The sequence below is a fragment of the Anaerobutyricum hallii genome, assembly GCF_900209925.1.
GTDB classification, from domain to species: domain Bacteria; phylum Bacillota; class Clostridia; order Lachnospirales; family Lachnospiraceae; genus Anaerobutyricum; species Anaerobutyricum soehngenii.
Genome location: NZ_LT907978.1, coordinates 208,396 through 228,536, shown reverse-complemented (window position 1 = coordinate 228,536; position 20,141 = coordinate 208,396). Strand labels below are relative to the sequence as shown.

15 protein-coding genes are annotated in these 20,141 nt (G+C 39.8%); all 15 read right to left on the bottom strand.

The window, feature by feature from the left end:
- Positions 1-17: 17 nt before the first annotated feature.
- Positions 18-1,271 carry a precorrin-6Y C5,15-methyltransferase (decarboxylating) subunit CbiT gene (gene cbiT / locus EHLA_RS01035; RefSeq protein WP_096238982.1) on the bottom strand — a complete coding sequence of 418 codons (1,254 nt, stop codon included), beginning with the start codon at positions 1,269-1,271 and terminating at the stop codon, positions 18-20.
- Positions 1,272-1,349: 78 nt separating this feature from the next.
- Positions 1,350-2,426, bottom strand: coding sequence for a cobalt-precorrin-5B (C(1))-methyltransferase CbiD (gene cbiD, locus EHLA_RS01030; protein WP_096238981.1), 1,077 nt, complete (start codon positions 2,424-2,426; stop codon positions 1,350-1,352).
- A 21-nt stretch (positions 2,427-2,447) separates the two neighbouring features.
- Positions 2,448-3,080 (bottom strand): precorrin-8X methylmutase, encoded by a 633-nt coding sequence (locus EHLA_RS01025; RefSeq protein ID WP_021906222.1) that lies wholly within the window; start codon positions 3,078-3,080, stop codon positions 2,448-2,450.
- 16 nt (positions 3,081-3,096) lie between these two features.
- Complete coding sequence (gene cobT, locus EHLA_RS01020; protein ID WP_096238980.1) at positions 3,097-4,155, bottom strand: nicotinate-nucleotide--dimethylbenzimidazole phosphoribosyltransferase; 1,059 nt, start codon at positions 4,153-4,155, stop codon at positions 3,097-3,099.
- Positions 4,156-4,196: 41 nt separating this feature from the next.
- Positions 4,197-4,976 (bottom strand): adenosylcobinamide-GDP ribazoletransferase, encoded by a 780-nt coding sequence (gene cobS, locus EHLA_RS01015; protein WP_021906224.1) that lies wholly within the window; start codon positions 4,974-4,976, stop codon positions 4,197-4,199.
- Complete coding sequence (hemC, locus tag EHLA_RS01010; protein ID WP_096238979.1) at positions 4,977-7,478, bottom strand: hydroxymethylbilane synthase; 2,502 nt, start codon at positions 7,476-7,478, stop codon at positions 4,977-4,979.
- Positions 7,479-7,491: 13 nt separating this feature from the next.
- Positions 7,492-8,247 (bottom strand): precorrin-3B C(17)-methyltransferase, encoded by a 756-nt coding sequence (gene cobJ, locus EHLA_RS01005; RefSeq protein WP_096238978.1) that lies wholly within the window; start codon positions 8,245-8,247, stop codon positions 7,492-7,494.
- A gap of 61 nt (positions 8,248-8,308) precedes the next feature.
- Complete coding sequence (hemA, locus tag EHLA_RS01000; protein WP_021906227.1) at positions 8,309-9,487, bottom strand: glutamyl-tRNA reductase; 1,179 nt, start codon at positions 9,485-9,487, stop codon at positions 8,309-8,311.
- 34 nt (positions 9,488-9,521) lie between these two features.
- Positions 9,522-10,274, bottom strand: a complete 753-nt coding sequence (cobM, locus tag EHLA_RS00995; RefSeq protein ID WP_096238977.1) for a precorrin-4 C(11)-methyltransferase — start codon at positions 10,272-10,274, stop codon at positions 9,522-9,524.
- Between the two features lie 127 nt (positions 10,275-10,401).
- Entirely contained in the window at positions 10,402-11,673 is a 1,272-nt protein-coding gene (gene hemL / locus EHLA_RS00990; protein ID WP_096238976.1) for a glutamate-1-semialdehyde 2,1-aminomutase, read from the bottom strand.
- A 418-nt stretch (positions 11,674-12,091) separates the two neighbouring features.
- Positions 12,092-13,987 carry a RecQ family ATP-dependent DNA helicase gene (locus tag EHLA_RS16955; RefSeq protein ID WP_242970644.1) on the bottom strand — a complete coding sequence of 632 codons (1,896 nt, stop codon included), beginning with the start codon at positions 13,985-13,987 and terminating at the stop codon, positions 12,092-12,094.
- Between the two features lie 482 nt (positions 13,988-14,469).
- The gene (locus EHLA_RS16950; RefSeq protein ID WP_197702346.1) at positions 14,470-15,087 is read right to left on the bottom strand and encodes a sugar O-acetyltransferase; all 618 of its coding nucleotides are present in this window, start codon (positions 15,085-15,087) and stop codon (positions 14,470-14,472) included.
- A gap of 75 nt (positions 15,088-15,162) precedes the next feature.
- Positions 15,163-16,671, bottom strand: a complete 1,509-nt coding sequence (malQ, locus tag EHLA_RS00975) for a 4-alpha-glucanotransferase (protein WP_096238975.1) — start codon at positions 16,669-16,671, stop codon at positions 15,163-15,165.
- A gap of 58 nt (positions 16,672-16,729) precedes the next feature.
- Positions 16,730-17,557: an endonuclease/exonuclease/phosphatase family protein gene (locus EHLA_RS00970; RefSeq protein ID WP_096238974.1), complete on the bottom strand. Its 828-nt coding sequence runs from the start codon at positions 17,555-17,557 to the stop codon at positions 16,730-16,732.
- A 15-nt stretch (positions 17,558-17,572) separates the two neighbouring features.
- Positions 17,573-19,849 (bottom strand): PTS transporter subunit IIBC, encoded by a 2,277-nt coding sequence (locus EHLA_RS00965; RefSeq protein WP_096238973.1) that lies wholly within the window; start codon positions 19,847-19,849, stop codon positions 17,573-17,575.
- Positions 19,850-20,141 lie beyond the last annotated feature (292 nt).

The following is a 20,141-nucleotide window of genomic DNA, read 5'->3' as shown; positions in this document are numbered from 1 at the left end:
TCTTTTCTCCTCTTATCTTAAATGTGTGCTGTAAATATCATTACCGGATTATTGGTATCCATAATATGATAACTGCCGATTTTACGTCCCCGTCCTACTGTTGCCTGAATCACATCAAAGTCTGTGTCATATTTTCCTAAGAGTTCATTCGCTTCTGCGATTGTTTCAATCGTTACCGCAGAAATGACTACTTTTATCTTCTTGGGAAATGCTGCAATTATCTCTAATATCTGAGATAATTCTTTTCCACTCCCACCGATAAATACTTTATCCGGTTCCGGTAAAGTACATGCTGTCTTAGCTGCATCCCCTTCATAAATAAACAAGTTATCTGCTGAAAATTTTTCTTTATTTTTATAAATCAACTTTACTGCAGTTTCATTCCGTTCCACACTGTGAACCGTTCCAAATGGTACTTGTCTTGCACATTCAATTGATACCGATCCGGTTCCGGCTCCGATATCCCAGACAACATCATCTGGGTGCAGCTTCATTTTATGAAGAATAAGTACACGAATTTCTTCTTTAGTCATTGGCGTTTTATCCCGCTCAAAATCTTCATCTGATAAAAAGCATGGACGCACAATCTGATGTGGCTCTGGATTTTTAATCATGGCTACGCAAAGAGATGGAAATTCTTTTTGTACCATCTCTTCAGGTGTGCCTGACTCAAGTAATTCGTCTTCATAAGAAAGGTTTGCGCCGGCACAGACGGTAACATGATCCATATGATAGTCGAGCATAATCTGTGAAAGCCATGCCGGTCCTTGTTCCTTACTGCAAAGGAAAAATACTTTGGGATTCTCCGCTACCGCAAGGGCAATAGAACCTGCTGTTTTTGCTCTTCCATGTACACTGATGATCAATGCCTCTTCCATCGTTTCTCCAAATGCTGCTCCAAGCATTTGGAGCGAACCAACACCCGGAATAAGATCCACTTCCCAGCTTTCGCTGATTGGATCATTGCAAATGGTACGATAAAGACTGTACATAAGTGGATCACCACTAACTGCCATCACAACATCCTGTCCTTTAGAAAGTATTTCTCCAATCTGCTCTAATGTATCTTTAATCTTTCCCATCGCGAGAAAGACCGGCTTATTATTTTCAGAATCTGCCTCACTATTGACATCCTGACACAGCTCTTTTAAAACCGGTAAGATTCTTTTTGCCGCAATTACGGTATGGGCTTTTTTCATTTTTTTAATTACTGCCGGTAAAATGTAATCGGCTTCGCCCGGTCCGATTCCGGCTACTGTTAATCTGCTCATTCTGCCCTCCGCAGTTATTTTGATTTTTCTGCCCTTTATAGTTCAACTGTCCTTTATAATTCAAGCCGCTTTGCATCACTATTTTTTACAGGCAGAGAGTACTTCTTCTACATTTTTACTAGCTGCCAGAACTTCATTTTGTCCATCCAGGAAAATAATTCCCACTCTAGCCATCTTATGAGCGGTCTTCTCACAATACTCGGATGCTTTTTGTGCCATATCCGACCAGATATCCATAAGTCCCTCTTCTTCCACAATCTTCATTGCCGCCTTCGTTGTAAGGCAGGAATACAGCTTTTGTATGACTAAAAGAGGGGCGCCATGAAGAGCTGCGTGTGTACAGATCGTTTCGATACGGCCATCTGCTACATGACTATGTGTATTCATTGTCCCGGATGCTACTTTTACAAGCTTTCCGACAAACCCACCAATCAAAATATCAGTAAATCCTCTCTCGACCGCTTCTTCTATCATAAAGCCGATATAATTACTTACCTGTAAAATACACTGAAATTCGCCGTACTGCTCTTTTAACACCGTCTCTCCGGTTCCTCCAAGTACAAAAAGGATCGATTTATGTCCCTGCTTCGCATACATATCAAGCTCTGCGATCAGAGAATCTTTCATTGCCTCTTCGCTCATCGGCCGGACGATTCCCGTCGTTCCAAGAACTGAAAGACCATTTACAATGCCAAGCCGCGGGTTAAATGTCTTTTTGGCAAGTTCTTCTCCACCAGGAATACTTACGGTTATATTTGCCTTTTTATTGCCGATAATTTTGCGGATCGCTTTTTCTGCCATCTGACGTGGAACCGGGTTGATTGCCGGCTGTCCGGGAGGAATTTTTAATCCTTCCTGTGTAATGGTTCCGACTCCGTCTCCACCAAAAAAGGAAATATCTCCCTCTTCCTCAAAAAGCTCCACCTTTGTAATAATCTCGCTTCCGTTTGTTACATCCGGATCGTCTCCAGCATCTTTTACCACACCACAGACTCCAAATTCTTTTGGGATAATATCCAGATAAAGCGTTTTTCCAATCGGCGTTTCTACTTTCACCACAGAAGGACATTTACCGGTTGTCTGCCAGATAACCGAAGCCTCCGCGCCACCTGTCATACAAGAGCCGGTGGAAACTCCTTCCCTTAATTCTTTCATAAATTTAATTCCAACACAGTTTTATAACTGATATAGCATTGCATTACAGATGGTTGCCGCAATATTACTTCCGCCCTTTCGTCCTTTTGGAACGATAAACGGTACTCCGGCCTCCATGATCAGTTCTTTGGATTCTACTACATTTACAAAACCAACCGGAGCACCAATAATCAGTGCAGGGTTTAATTTGCCTTCTTTAATGAGTTCGTATAAGCGGATCAATGCCGTTGGTGCATTTCCAATAGCAAAAATAACGTTTTCTTTTTCTGCAAGAGCGGCTCCTCTTTCCATACAGATTGCAGCTCTTGTACATCCACGCTCTTTTGCCTCTTTTGCTACATCTTCATCGGACATAAAGCAGTGTGCTTCTCCACCAAAAGATGCCAGCTTCTTTTTATTGATTCCTGACCATGCCATTCTTGTATCAGTTACGATATGTGCTCCATTTTTTAAAGCTTCTACACCGATATTCGCAGCATTTTCAGAAAAACATAAATTATCTGCATAATCAAAATCTGCCGAAGTATGGATACATCTTTTTACAATGGAAAACTCCGGCTCCGGCCAGGTTCTCCCATTTAATTCACTTGTGATGATTTCCATGCTTCTTTTTTCGATTTCAGCAGGTTTTACGATTTGAATCTTATCTAACATAATGTCCTCCTGCAGTTTAATTCAATTCTTCATAAGTACCAAAGTTTGTCTGTTCAAAGCTAGGTAATTCCCAGTACGCTTTAAATGCATAATCTGCGATCGTAAATCCCATAACCGCTCCGGTTCCCTCTCCAAGACACATATTGGCAAGTATATATGGTTCTTTGCCAATCGCATCAAGGATTAAATGTCCGGCTGGCTCATTCGAACAGTGGGATGGGAAAAGATATGGTGCACATTCCGGTACCAAACGAATAGCGATCAGAGCTGCTACGGAAGAAATAAATCCATCGATGAATACCGGCACTTGTAATGCCGCTCCACCGATATAACAGCCAACCATACCAGCAATGTCAAGACCACCTACTTTAGAAAGAACATCAAGCGGATCATTCGCATCCACCTGATTTAAAGCGATACTCTGCTTGATCACTTCTATTTTATGTTCTAAATCTTTATTCGTAAGACCGGCACCTTTTCCGGTTACTTTTTCTACACTCTGATCTAATAAAACAGAACAGACGGCACTACTTGTTGTTGTATTACCGATTCCCATTTCTCCGGTAGCAAACACATTATATCCTTTTTCTTTTAACTCAGCTACTGTATCAATGCCAACTTCGATTGCTTTGATTGCTTCCTCTCTTGACATTGCCGGTCCTTTTGCCATGTTGTCGGTTCCGTATTTAATCTTTCTTGAAAGGACTCCCGGATTATCACAATCAGTTGCAATTCCGATATCAACAGGATACACATCTGCTCCACTCATGGAAGACATAATACAGATTGTCGCATTATGCTTTGTCATATTTTCTGTTACTGTTTTTGTTACTTCCTGTCCTGTCTGGGTAACTCCCTCTGCTACAACACCATTATCAGCCGCCATAACAATAACTGCTTTTTTCCCTAAATGCGGTTTCTTATCCCGGTAAATTCCGGCAAACTGTGTCACCATTTCTTCGAGCCTTCCCAGACTGTGAAGAGGCTTTCCAAGTGTATTCCATCTTGCTCGTGTATATTCCATCGCCTCTTCATCTAAAGGTTGAATCTTTTTAATCGCTTCCTCCAGAGTCATAATCATCTCCCCTTCTGCTGATATCTCTCTGCATTTATATTTTAAAAAACAAACAAGGATAACGGTACCATTCCTGTATACTTTGTAAGCGTTATCACTACGAGAAGTAATAATACTTCCGCAAGTTCACTCCCGGCTCCCATAACATCTCCGGTAATTCCACCAATCTTTCCTGTGATATACACCCGGAAAAGATAAGCAAATCCAAAAAGGATAGCAAAGATGAGAATTCCCCAGTATGAAAATGCCAGTACCATTGCTATCAGTCCTAAAATCACCGTTCCGATTACGGTTCCCAGACTAACGGTTCCTACATAAATACCGATCCCTTTTTCACGTGGGTAAATAGCTTTATATACGATTGCTCCCTGTACCATCTTACCGGCAATCGGCATAAGAAGAATCATCAGCCAGCGGATGTCACTGTAATAGATGCCGGCAAATTTCAGTGCCAGATCAAAACACATCGCCACCGCACCGTTTGTTCCGATACGGCTGTCTTTCATAATTTCAAGCATCCTTTCTCTCGTTCTTGCCGAATAAATTCCATCGGCAGTATCCGAAAGACCATCTAAATGAAATGCACCTGTCAGGCAAAGATTTGCCAGCATCGCAAAAAGTATTCCGAATACTTCCGGCAAAATAAGGCTGACGAGCAAAAATACTGCCATATCACAAAGTCCAAGAATCAGACCAACAACCGGATAATATAGAAATCCTTTATGCATATCTTCATCTTTTACTTCTCCAAGATCTACATTAACAGGGATTCTTGTCATAAAACCAAGAGTTAACAAGAAACGCTTTATTTGTGTCTTCATTTATTTTCGACCTTCTTCCGCTACATCCTGAATCATTGTTTCCACCATACCTCTGGCAGTGTATACAACAGCGGTTCTCTCGATGGAGAGACCATTCTCCTCCGCTGTCTTTGTTGTAACCGGACCAATACTGATATATTTGCCTTTTACATCATCAAGGTTATCTACCATAGATACAAAGGCACGAACAGCACTTGAGCTTGCAAATGTCACGTAATCAACCATTTTGATCAGACGGTTCAGCTCCTCTGCCTTTCTCTCATCATTTACTGTATGGTAAAGGGAAATACAGGTATGAGGAATTCCTGCTTCTTTTAATGCATCTGGAAGTACTCTGTTTGCTTCCTCTGCACGAAGGAGAAGAACACGTTCATCTTTTCCGATATGAGGAACCATCGCCTCTGCCATATCTTTTGAAGAATATGCTGTCGGAATAAAATCACAGAAAATTCCATGGTCTTCCAATGCTTTTTTCGTTCCGTCTCCAATAACAGCAAAGCGAATATGCGCTAAATCTCTAATATCTTTTCGGATTTCCTGCATTTCTTCAAAGAAACATTCCACACCATTGGCACTGGTAAATACAATCCATTTATACTTATCTATTTCTTTCAATGCAAGATCCAGCTCAGGAAGTCTCATCCTTTCGGTACGAATCAAACTAAAGGAGATTGCTTCTGCTCCTTCTTCTTTCAAAATCGGAGAAAGTCGGTCTACCATGGAAGTGGTTCCTGTTACAAGGACGCTCTTACCTGATAATGGTTTATGCCCATACCAGTCAAGTACCTGACGTAAACTTACGACATCACCAACAACCGTAATCGCAGGAGTCTTAATTCCCTCGCGCTCTACAACCTCTACAATATCCGCAAGTGTTCCTGTCGCAACACGCTGTCTTGCCGTTGTTCCTTCCTGAAGTACACCAACCGGTGTTGCAGGATCTTTTCCATTCTCCATAAGAGAAGCTACGATATTTGGAAGATTTTTAAGTCCCATAAGGAAAATCAACGTACCTTCCTCTTTGGCAAGTGTTTCATAATTCAGTACACTCACACCATTTTTATGATTTCCTTCATGTCCTGTAATCACATGGAAAGAAGAAGCAAAATCACGATGCGTTACCGGTATACCGCAGTATGCAGGAACAGAATAGGAAGAAGAAATTCCTGGTACGATTTCAAAATCAACTCCGGCTTCTCTAAGTTCCTGACCTTCCTCACCGCCTCGTCCAAAGATATATGGGTCACCACCCTTTAAGCGGACAACATTCTTGCCTTCTAAAGCAAGCTTTACTAAAAGTTCATTTGTCTCATACTGTTTTAAATGGTGATTGGAAGAACGCTTTCCGGCATAAATAAGTTCTGCATCATCTCTCACTTCATTTAAAAGAGAACTGGATGCAAGATTATCATAAACAACAACATCTGCCTCTCTTAAAAGCTTAAGTCCTTTTCTTGTCATCAGATCTTCATCACCAGGACCTGCACCAACCAGATATACCATGCCTTTGTTTACTTCGTGGGCAACGCTGATACCCAATTCTGTTGCTATTTCTACTTTGCTTTTTCTTGCTGCAGTTTCTTCTACGGAAACTGTTACTGCTGCTGTCGCCCCAGCTATTGGCTTGCTGTCTGCCTCTTTTTCCGCTAAAGCATCTTTAATATTTACCGTCATATATGTTTTTCTACTATGAATTCCATCTTTCACATACATAGCACGCATGGAAAATTCGCCATTTTCCTCACGACAAAGTGCAGCAGCCGGTGCATTACAGCTTCCGCCGATTGTCTTTAAGAAAGCTCTCTCTGCCATGAGAAGACATTCTGCTTTCTCGCTGTGGATCGCTGCAAGGATTTCTTCCATCTCGGCATCTTCTGTACGACTCTCTACTGCGAGGATTCCCTGACCTGCTGCCGGAAGAAATACATCCGGGTCAAGATACTGGTAATGCAATCCTTCTTCTTTTTCATATCCAAGTCTTTCGATACCAGCTGCCGCAAGAATAATTCCGTCATACTGCCCGTCACGAAGCTTACTTAAACGTGTCTGTACATTCCCACGAAGAAGCTTGATCGTTACATATGGATTGATTTCTTTAATTAATAATTCTCTTCGTAAAGAACTTGTTCCAACAATACTTCCCGGCTCTAATTCTTCTAAAGTTTTACCGGTTGTCGTTACAAACGTATCTCTGACATCCGCTCTGTCAAGAACAGCGCCAATTCCTAAACCTTCCGGGAAATCCATCGGCATATCCTTCGCACTGTGAACTGCAATATCGATTTCTCCGGAAAGAAGTTCTGCTTCAAGTTCCGCAGTAAATACCCCTTTACCGCCAAAAGATGTAAGAGACTTATCAAGAATCTGGTCTCCCTTCGTATCAATCTTTACGATTTCCACTTCAAGTTCAGGAAATGCCTGTTTTATTTTATCTTTTACAATATCGGTCTGTATCAGAGCCAGTTTGCTCTTTCTTGTTCCGATTTTGATGATATTTTTCATCTTGTTCCTCCACCTATTCTACGTTCGCGAATCCGTATTTATCTTCATATCCTCTTGGTGTAATCATCTTTCCATCGCGTACATATGTATTGGAATTTCCGACAATAACGATACTAAACATATCGATCGGTGCATCTTTTACCGCATCTAATGTTGTAATATAAGAAGATTCTTCTTCTCTTCCTGCATGGCGGACAATGCCGACAGGAGTCTTTCCATCACGATATTTCATAAGAATCTCGGCTGCCTTTTCCACATAGTCTGCTCTCTTTTTACTCTTTGGATTATAGAGACATACAATGAAATCACCCTGTCCTGCACAATCCACTCTCTTCATAATAAGAGAATATGGTGTCATCAGATCACTCAAACTGATGATTGTAAAGTCATGCATCAGTGGAGCACCAAGAACGGAGGCTGCCGCACTTGCCGCTGTCACACCCGGAACTGTTTCTATTTCTACATCCGCTTTCTTTTCATTTGCAATTTCTAAAAGAATTCCTGCCATTCCATAAATTCCACTGTCTCCGGAACTTACCATTGCTACCGTTTTCCCTTCTGCAGCAAGATCAACTGCCATACGGCAGCGATCCATCTCCTTTGTCATCGGAGTTGCTACATATTCCTTATCCGGGAAAAACTTTTTCAGCATCTCTACATATGTAGTATATCCTGTAATCACATCTGCATTTTTAATTACATCAATCGCTTTTGCTGTCATATGTTCGTATCCACCAGGACCAAACCCAACTGCATATAACTTACCCATCATTTCCTCCTGCTAAAACCAGTATTTTCGTATACTGATCTGCTAATATACTTGTCTGTTTTTAATGATTTAAGCAATGGAAAAAGGTTTCTAAATCTTCCGGAGTATTATTCTCACGTACCCAGTAAAAGAAATGATCAAATGCCTTTTCCACGCCTTTATGCTCTGCTACTTTTACAAAATTGTCTCTGACCTTTCCCATGACGGACAGTGACTTCTGGAATACCATCCACTGCTCAAACTGAAGCTCATACTCATCAAGAATTCCTGATGCGGCTTCTGCTTCTCTTAGCTTCTTCTGATTATTCTCCTTTGCGATTCTTGTGAAATCATCAATATTATAGTAGCAGGTGTCATCCACCGCACTGATCTTCGCTTCGATATCCATTGGCACAGCCAGATCGACAAACACTCTTCTTTTCGCTGTCACTAACTGCTTCTTCATCTTGCTGTATGTCAGTGTATAATGTGGACTGGATGTCGCACTGATCACAACATCCATCTGATCTAAATAGTTATATCTGTCCTCATAATCAATCGTTGTAAAATCATCATTTCCATGCTTTGTATTAATCAGCTTATTCTTTCTTGTCGTAACATAAATATCTGCCTGATGAAGCGATTCCAGATTCATCAGCACGATTCCTCCGATTTTACCTGTCGCACCGATAATGAGAACCTTCTTATCTTTTAATGTGCCAAGCTCTTCCTCTGCCACTTTAAGCGCAAGTGTCGCTGTCGATACAGAAGTCTTTGAAAGTTCTGTTTCTGTCTTTACTTTCTTAGCTCCTGTAACCGCCATACGGAAAAATGTATTCAGATACACTCCCGTTGTTCCGGCTTCTCTTGCCTGCTTATGTGCTGTCTTTACCTGACCAAGAATCTGGTCTTCCCCAATTACCATTGAATCAAGACCTGCAGTCACCTGAAAAAGATGATGGATTGCCTTTTCTCCATGATAGAACAAAAGATAATTTCCAATATCTTCTTCCTCCTGTGCACCCGCTTCTCCAAGCAGAGTATCCTCCATCAGATTAAATACACATCCCTTGCTTTCCGAATCAGAATACACATACATTTCTGTCCGGTTGCATGTAGATAACACGATACATTCCGAAACTTCAAGATGTTCTGTTATCTTCTGCATCATATGTTTTTGCTGCTCCTCGGTAAATGCAAACATTTCTCTTACATGAAGAGGGGCTATTTTATGACTGATACTAATTATCTGTATACCCATTTTTTACTTTCTGCCTCCAGCAAAATCATGCGGCTTACTCTTTTGCCTGTCTGAATTCGTGTGTAAATGTCTTATCGTAAAGTTTGGAAAGTTCGTACTCATCTCCAAGGAAATCACCTACAACGGTAAGCGCTGTCTTTGTGATGCCTGCCTCTTTTACTTTCTGTGCGACATTTGTCAGATTACCGATCACAATCTTCTGGTCTTCCCAGGAAGCTTTGTATACAACAGCAACCGGCGTATCCTCCCTGTACTCTTCTTTCAGAGTATCTGCAAGCTGCTCAATCATTCCTACACTGAGGAAAATAATCATCGTAGAATTATGTTTTGCCAGATCTCTTAACTTTTCCTTTGGCGGCATTGGAGTTCTTCCTTCCATTCTTGTAAGAATGACTGTCTGAGATACTCCCGGTAAGGTATATTCTTTCTTCAATGCTGCTGCAGTTGCAAGGAAGGAACTAACCCCCGGAATAACATCATAGTCGATTCCAAGACGGGAAAGTTCATCCATCTGCTCTCTGTGCGCACCAAAAACAGCAGGATCTCCCGTATGAACACGAGCTGTCATCTTTCCTTCTGCCTCTGCCTTTTTCATTACTTCAATAACTTCTTCCAAAGTCATTGTTGCACTGTTATAAATCTCTGCACCCTCTTTTGCTCCGGCAAGCACTTCTTTATTTACCAGAGAACCGGCATAGATAATTACATCTGCCTGATCAATCAGCTTCTTTCCTTTAATTGTAAGTAATTCCGGGTCTCCAGGGCCTGCTCCAATAAAATGTACCATTATTTTCTCCTTTGACTTTCTGTCTCATTTATTATATTTGTCTTTATGACTATGTGTGCTTATTTATAATCTGACTCTGTTTCCAATACAAAGTGCTTATTTATAACTCTTTTATTGAATACTTCTCTTACTTCGTAAGCACATCAATTGTTCTCTGAATATCCTCATCACTATGTGCAGCAGAAATAAACATTGCCTCAAACTGTGATGGGGCTACATAGATACCATTTTCTAACATATAGTTAAAGTAATCTGCATAAGCCTTCGTATCAGAAGAAGTTGCTCCCGCATAATCCTTCACATTCTCTCCTGTAAAGAAAGCGCTCATAAGGGAACCAATCTGATTTACATGAATAGCAATACCCTGTTTCTCTGCTCTTACCTTATAAGCTTCGGCAAGCTTCTTTGTATTTGCCTCAATCTTTGTATAAAGTTCCGGATGATCTCTTAAAATCTCTAATGTCTTAATTCCGGCTGTTGTCGCAATCGGATTACCGGATAACGTACCTGCCTGATAAACCTTTCCTGTTGGGGAAATGTTCTTCATGATATCTCTGCGTCCTCCGTAGATCGCCATTGGCATTCCACCACCAACAATCTTTCCGAAAGTAGACAGATCCGGCTTAATACCAAACCATTCCTGAGCACCACCGACACCAAGACGGAATCCGGTGATAACTTCATCAAATATAAGAATTGTTCCATTCTCCTCTGTAATCTCACGAAGGAAAGGAAGAAAATCATCATCTGGAATAACAACGCCCATATTCGCTGCAACCGGCTCCACGATAAGTGCTGCGATCTGATCTTTATTGTTCTCGAATAACTCTCTGACAGAATCTTTATCATTATAAAGAGCAACTAAAGTCTGCTCTGCAAAAGAAGCAGGAACTCCACTGCTGTCCGGTACAGACTGTGTTAATGCTGCAGAACCAGCCTGCACTAATAATCCATCGGAATGTCCATGATAACATCCCTTAAACTTAATGATCTTATCTCTTCCGGTAAATCCTCTGGCAGCACGAATCGCACTCATCGTAGCCTCTGTTCCGGAACTTACCATACGCATCATTTCCATGGATGGCACACATTCCTGCACAAGCTGTGCAAGCTGATTCTCCTTACCTGTCGGTGCCCCAAAAGTCAGACCGTCAAAGCAGGCTTTTACTACTTCTTCAAGTACTTCCGGATGAGAATGTCCAAGAATTCCAGGTCCCCAGGAACAAACATAATCAATAAACTTATTTCCATCTACATCATAAACATAGGAACCCTTTGCGTGGTCAATAAATAAAGGATTCCTTCCTACTGCACCAAATGCTCTGACCGGTGAGTTTACACCACCTGGCATCAAATCAAGTGCAATTTTATATAGCTCTTCTGATTTTACTGTGTTCAACACTTTCTCCTCCTTATTTAAAAAATGAGATTATATTTACTTATTTTTTATACTTTTCGTAACCTTCAGAACAAGACTTCCTATACCGCCTCATTCTGCCTCGTTCGATTATACCATGAATCTCTTTTTCACTAAAGATAGTTTTCGTAAAAAGAAGACAAAAAAACACCATTAGCAGCAGAAAGTTTTTGCTAATAGTGCTTTTTTTATCAAATTATATTCAAATATCATTATTTTATGTGTGGAATATTACAAGTATGGTGGAATATTCTGAGTTGCCGCAGGCAAGGGAGACGCTGTTCAAGAGATGAGATACTAAAAATTAACACTTAAATTTTAGTAATGGGACAGGTCTCAAAAACAGACACTTAATAAAAAATGAATTAAGGATACTGACTCTTCGGCAGCGGCGTCCGTCTTATTCTCCCTGCAAATTGGACAAATAGTCTCGAAGTTCTCCCAAAATCATCTCCTGACTCTCCCTCGTATGAATTAATGCGTAATACTTTCTTCCATACTTACCTTGTCGTTCTTCTTCCTTGATTCCGGCTTTTTTTCCTTTTTCTGTTACATGTTTTACTTTTTCTTCGCCTTCTGTGGCTTCTTCAATATATCCTTTTTGTATCAGTAAGGTATTGACAAATGCTGCTGTTAGTTTTTTGCGGTTTTTCTGGTCTTCTTCGTCACAAAGTTCGTTAATCCGGTTTGTGAGTTCTGAAATCATACAGGTATCGGTCAGTTCCACTTCGTCTAATTTTCCCGGTGCGATATAAAATGGCAGTTTCTTTTTTCTTGCAGGAGGAGTTTCTACTGTTATTCCTGTTGTTTCCTCTATTTGTTCTGGTTTTAACTCTGTTGTTAATTGCAGAGTTTCTGCATCTGCTCCACCGGCTGCACTCTGTTCTTCTAAAAAGTCTATAATGATTTTGGTAAAATGTTCCCCATAACTTTGAATTTTCTGCACACCCATTCCGTACACTGTTTCCATATCTTCATTGTCTACAGGACATTTTGCACACATATCTGTTAATGTCTTATCGGAACAGATTATATATGGTGGAACTCCTTTTTCTGCAGCAAGTTCTGTCCTGCACTTACGAAGCTGCTCGAACAATTCCTGCCCTTTCGGAGTCAGATTGGCAAGCCGAAACGCTTTTTTCTTTTCCTTTTTGGTCTGGATGTAATTCTCCTCTGCCTCATCTTCTACAACCACACAGTTGCTGCACTTATCGCAAGTACATGGACTGTTATCCCCAAAATACGACAAAATAAACTGGCGCAGGCACTGTTGTGTTTCGCAGTAATCAATCATCCGATTTAACTTTTGATAATCGTTTCTCCGTACCTGCGGGTCACTCTCTATACTTTCTGTACTCTTATATTCTAAAAGCCTCTTATTTATCATAATATCCTGCTTGGAAAAGAATAATACACACTCTGCTTCTTCCCCGTCACGTCCGGCACGCCCCGCTTCCTGATAATAGTATTCAAGGCTTTGTGGCATGTTATAATGCAGCACATATCGGACATTTGATTTATCAATACCCATTCCAAATGCATTTGTCGCTACCATAACACGAATCCGGTCATAGGTAAAATCGTCCTGATTTTTCTTTCGTTCCTCTAAAGATAATCCTGCATGATAATGCCCTGCCGCAATGCCATACTGCTGCAAAAGTTCATATATTTTGTCTACATTCTTTTTCGTTGCACAATAAATGATTCCACTTTCGTCTTCATGCTTTTTGACATAATTAAGAACACTGTTGTCGGTCTCTTTTCCACCCTTTCGGGTCACTACGCGAAAGAACAGATTCGGTCGGTCAAATCCTGTCACAACTGTCACTGGATTTTGCAAACGCAGACTTCCCATAATATCCTGTTTTACTCGTTCCGTTGCTGTTGCAGTAAATGCACTTACAACCGGACGCTTTGGTAACTGTGCAAGAAAATCCGCAATTCCAACATAACTTGGACGGAAATCCTGTCCCCACTGGGAAATACAATGCGCCTCATCCACCGTCACCATAGAAATATCCACCTGGCATACAAACTCCAGAAAACGCATCGTATTCAGCCTCTCTGGAGCTACATAAATAATCTTATATCTTCCCTGCGCCGCATAAAAAAGGGCAGTCCGTATCTGATTCTCCGTAAGCGAACTATTAATATATGCCGCATGAACACCGGCCTGATTTAACGCCTTAACCTGATCTGTCATCAGGGAAATAAGCGGCGAAACTACTATCGTAATCCCGTCTAACATCAGTGCTGGAACCTGATAACACAGAGACTTTCCTGCACCTGTTGGCATAATACCAAGGACATCCTTTCTTTATAGAATTCCTTCTATCAGTTCCTGTTGTCCTGGACGCAGGCTGTCGTAACCAAAGTAGTGTTTTAATGTTTCATTTATGTTCAAGAGCTTCTCCTTTCTATTTTATCTATGTCTGAAATACAAATAAAATTAAAGTCTATAATTCCTGTTTTTATAACTGTAATAGCCAAATAAGCACTTCCATTTTATTACAATTCTCGTGTAAAAACAAGAAAATTTCTTTCTTGGTTTCTGTTATGGCAGGTGTAGCCAGCTACTACATTTGTAAATAATTAGGCAGAAACGACAGTGACAATTAGCCTGAAGCGGATACTTCACCGTACATAAAGAAGGAGAAGCCCCTGGTAGCGGCAACTACCAGGGGCTTCGTTTTTGTGTCCTACTCGGATACAATCTCTTTCTTAGCTACTGTCAGTATAACATATTCAAGTAGCCAATTCAAGTATTCTCACTTTTGTTCAATCAGATGCTGTTTTGTATTCTTCATATTGTATTGTCCAATAATTTTTATCTTCCTGCGTGATTGGTCGAATTACTTTGCATGGGTTTCCCGCAGCAACCGTATTATCAGGAATATCTTTTGTCACAACGGAGCCTGAACCAATGACAGCATTACTGCCTATGGTAACACCGGGATTAATAACGGTGTTACCTCCTATCCATACATCTGAGCCGATAGTAACAGGCTTCGCATATTCAACATGTGTATTTCTGATTTCTGCGTCAATAGGATGTCCAGCAGTATAAATACTAACATGCGGTGCAAGAAAAACGTTATCACCAAAGATAACCTTATTTTCATCCAAAATAGTAAGATCTGTATTTGCATAAAAATGCTTTCCAAAAAAAATTCTGTCTCCATGATCAAAGTAAACAGGAGGAGTTAATACCAAGTCATCCGGGGCAGAACCTAAAAATTGTTTTAAATTCTCCAATGCACTGCTATCTTTCCAGAATTTAGATTCATTAAAAAGTTTTAAAGCTTCTCGAATATTCTCCCAGGAATCATCGCCAACCTTATAGGGATTATATAACTTTCCCTCCATCATACGATTCCATTCAATAATTGATTTCATATATATCCTTTTCTAATTTTTCTATAGTTATGTAAAAATTTCCAACATCGTGGTTTTTATCATATTATAGAATTACTATGTCCTGTCAAAAATATGCCTTCTTCCGCATAATGTTGTAATCCTGCAGATTTCCGCTTTCAAAGCCTCGCTCATATCTGTTTCCTTCATCCGCCATCTCCAATTCTCTCCAACTGTAGAAGGTGTATTCATTCGACATTCATCTCCATATCCCAGATAATCCTGCATAGGAATAATGCAGACATTTGCTTTACTTCTCATTAAAGTTCCAATAAATGGTTTATAGATTTTTTCGTCTGGTGTGTAAGTATCACAGAGATAATCCCTTACCATCTGTCTTTCTTCATCTGTGATTGTTTCAAACCAGGATTTTACTGTCTGGTTATCATGGGTTCCTGTGTAAGCGACACAGTTCTCATCATAAGTATGTGGAAGGTATTCACTTCCTCCACCAATATCTCTTGCATCAAAGGCAAACTCTAATACTTTCATATTTGGAAATCCGCTTTCTTTTACTAATTGTCGTACGGAGTTTGTCATAAATCCCAAATCTTCGACAATTACGTCTTTTTTACCTAATGCCTTTTCTATCGCTCTGAATAATTCTATTCCCGGTCCTTTTTCCCAATGACCACCGATTGCTGTTTCATTTCCATATGGAATAGAATAATATTCATCAAATCCTCTGAAATGGTCGATTCGCACTACATCATACAGTTCAAAACAGTGCTTCATTCTGGAAATCCACCATTCGTATCCTGTCTTTTTATGATAGTCCCATTTATAAAGGGGATTTCCCCACAACTGACCGGTTGCAGAGAATCCATCTGGCGGACAGCCTGCGACAGCACATGGAATATTTTCTTCATCAAACTGGAATAACTCTGGATGCGCCCATGTGTCTGCACTGTCAAATGCAACATAAATCGGAATGTCTCCGATAATCTGTATGCCTTTCTCGTTCGCATATTTTTTTAGTTTTTCCCATTGTGTGTAAAAATTATATTGCAAAAATTTATAATAATTTACCTCATATCGTAATTTATCACTATACTTTTTTAATGCATCTGTTTTTCTTAAACGAATGTCTTCTTCCCATTCAGCCCATGCTGTGCCTTTACATTTATCTTTGATTGCCATGAACAGAGCATAATCTTCAATCCACTCATTTTTCCTGCAAAATTCTAAAAAATCTGCATTTTTTTCTACATCACATTTTTCATATGCTTTATGCAGTAATGCGTATCTGCTTTTATATAATTTCTCATAATCAACTTTATCAATATTAGATTCGAAATCTGCCGCATTACATTCTTCCCTTGTGAGCAACCCCTGATTTACGAATTCCTCCAAACTTATAAAATAAGGATTTCCTGCAAATGTGGAAAAAGACTGGTATGGTGAATCTCCATAGCTTGTTGGTCCCAACGGGAGAATTTGCCAGTATGTCTGTCCTGCTTCTTTTAACCAGTCTACGAATTTATACGCCGCTTCTGAGAAACATCCTATTCCATATTTTGACGGAAGGCTTGATACGGAAAGTAAAATTCCTGCGCTTCTTTTCATAAAATCTCCTTTCGCTTATCATAAGCGGAAAACCACTACCATAGTAGATAGTGGACAATTAACAATTAACTAACACCCCATAATGGTCCGATACTACCGGATAATTTTTCCCGTTAAATATCACTTCTGATGAGCTAATTTTCACATCTTTATTACACCATATCTGGTCAATACGCATGCCTCTGGTGTCCTTTATTTTTTCACGCCAGCCATCAATTACCTGCTCTACTGTGAAACCATTATCCTTTTGTCGGGCAGCAATATAACTGTCCTGCCAGCCTGATTTCTTTATCAGATCATATCCTTCATCACGAACTTCCGCAGGATTATTAAAGTCTCCCATAATCCATACTTTTCTCTGTTCGCCCAAATGCTCCCGCATAACTTTCCATTGTTCTTCAAAGGTGTTATCCTCGTCTTCCCACCAGCCAAAATGAACACTGTAAAACCATTCTTCGGGGGCTTCTTCTGTACAGATTCCGACAATCTTGCGGGTCTTCCAGTTATTATAATCGTCCATGCTGCTGATAGTAATAACCTTTGTATCTTTAATCGGACTCCGGCTCATGATGCCGATTCCTTCATCATATTTATCATATCCTATTTTTATAGGAAGCCATGTCCAATAGTATTCGATTCCTTTTTCCCGTAAATCTTTTGTTAGATTATACATATGATTATCTTTACGAATAATTATCCCGGATTGACATGGAACGAAATTCATCAATTCGTTTTCGTCCGCAGGCATCTCTCCACAGGTCTGATTCACTTCCTGTAGCGCGATAATCTGAGGCAGTTCTTTTCGAACTGCCTCCTCAAAATCTATTATTTTCTGATTATAATTTTCTTCAACAAGGCTATGTGTATTTAATGTAAGTAATTTGATAAAGCAACACCTCTTCTATAAAATATCATTAATATCCGATTTTAACACATCTGCCTTCGGTCCGTAAATTGCCTGAATTCCATTGTCTTTCTTGACAAGTCCCAAAGCACCTTCTTTTTTCCATGCTTCTGCATCTGCTACTTCATCAGGATTCTTTACGGTAACTCGAAGTCTTGTCATACACGCATCTACCAGTGTAATATTTTCACGTCCTCCAAGTAAGGCAATAATTCTTTCTGGCTGTCCGTCTCCTTGTTTTTTATCAGCTTTACCGGATTCCTCAGAAGTCTGTCCTTCTTCTCCCTCATCTACTGTGTAGTTTCCAAGACGGCCTGGTGTTGCAAATTTAAACTTTCCTATCATGAAATATGCAACAAAGTATCCGATAATAAAGAATGCAATAACGCAGATTACGAAGTTGATGATGTCTCCTCCAAGTCCAGCTTTTACAGACATGGATATTCTTGTGATAAACTCAAGGTTTCCAAAAGAATGTAATCTTAAATGAATCACTCCTGCAAGTGCAAACGCACATCCCTGTAAAATAGCATATACAACGTAAAGTGGTAATGCACAGAACATAAACATAAATTCCAGAGGTTCTGTTACACCAGTAAGAAATACTGCTAATGATGTAGAAATGAACATGGATTTATATTTTTTCTTTTTATCTGGGTCAACACGTCTGTACATGGCAAGTGTGATACCAAGAAGTAATCCTGTTGCACCAATCATCTGACCTACTTTAAATCTTGCAGGTGTTACTGTTGTTAAAAGATGATTGTAAGATGCCATATCGCCTGCATCTTTAAAATTAATAAGGTCTGTTACCCATGCAAGCCACAGTGGGTCCTGTCCAAATACTTCTTTTCCTGCATTGATTCCTGTCTGGATCGCATAAGTTCCGCCAAAGGAAGTGTAATTCATTGGAATTGTCAACATGTGATGCAGTCCAAATGGAAGAAGTAATCTCTCTAATGTTCCATAAATAAATGGAGCAAGAACTGGTGAGGTATCCGATGAGTTTGCGATCCAAATACCAAATGCATTAATTCCTGATTGTACAACTGGCCATCCAATTGCTAAAACTACAGAAACAATTACAGACCAGAAAATAACAACTAAAGGTACAAATCTCTTACCATTAAAGAAGGAAAGAGCATCTGGAAGCTTTCTGAAATTATAGTATTTATTATAGATAATTCCACCGACAAAACCAGAAATAATACCGATGAAAACACCCATATTCAATGCCGGGCTTCCTAATACAGATGTAAAGTAACTAGATACCAACATCTCTTTTCCAAAAAGAGAATGTACAACAGCGGTAGAATCATTCAACATATCTGCTGTAACACCAAAAATCTGACCGGTAATATTATTAATCAAAATAAATGCAATAATCGCTGCAAATGCACCGCCGGCACGTTCTTTTGCCCAAGAACCACCAATTGCAATTGCAAACAGAATATGGAGGTTATTGATAATCGCCCATCCGATATTCTCCATTACTGTTCCTATCGTAAGAACAAGCTGCATATCTGCACCAGCCATCTCAACCAGCTTTCCGATACTTATCATCAATCCTGCTGCGGGCATTACTGCGATAACGGTCATCAGAACCTTTCCTAATTTCTGCAGAAAATCAAAGTTAAAATTTAATTTTTTCTTTTCTTTTTTATCTGTTGCCTGCGTATTTTCAACTTTTTCAGACTTCTTATCTTTCTCAGATTTTTTAGTCTTTCCAGATTTTTTATCTTGTTTGCCTGTTTCTTTTTCTGCTTTTCCGTCTGCTTCTGCCACAGATGCATTGTTATCTTCTTTTTTATCTTCTAAAGAAATAATCTTTGTCTTACCGGCTTCTGCCTGACCTTCACAAATCTTCATTTCTTTATCTTCTGAAACATTATAAATAAGTACTGGGGTAATCGGGTTCATTTCTTTACTTTTGATAAAGTCAAAATCTACTTCCGCTACTAAATCGCCTGCCTTTACCTTATCGCCTTCTTTTACATGGGAAATAAATCCCTCTCCCTTCAAGCTTACCGTGTCAATTCCAAAATGAACCAGAACTTCCAGTCCGTCTTCTGACATAAAGCCATAAGCGTGTTTCGTATCAACTAATGTTGAAACTTCTCCGTTAACTGGACTGTAAATCTTTCCATCACTTGGAATTACCGCGCAGCCATCGCCAAGAACCTTCCCCGCAAAAACAGGGTCTGGAACCTGCTCCAGTGGAACTACCTGTCCGTTGACCGGCGCCACTATGTACAAATTGTTTTCGCTTTCCATCCTCTTTCCTCCTATGCAAATCTTTGCAACTTTATGCTTGTTTCATGCAACCTTATGCAATAATTATATCTCTTTTGCATGGTTTTGCAATACTAAAATTTGCTTTTTTCCATATATTTTTCAGTTTTGTTGATGATGCACAAAATTCAATACCCTTTTATATGCACTTTTCCCATAGTCTTTTCTGCTTTTTCGCGTCCGCATTTGTCTTTGTGCAAACATTTCTTATTTTTGCGTAATTCTTTGACTTTGTCATTGCATTGATTTATAATATTATCGATTTATAATATTA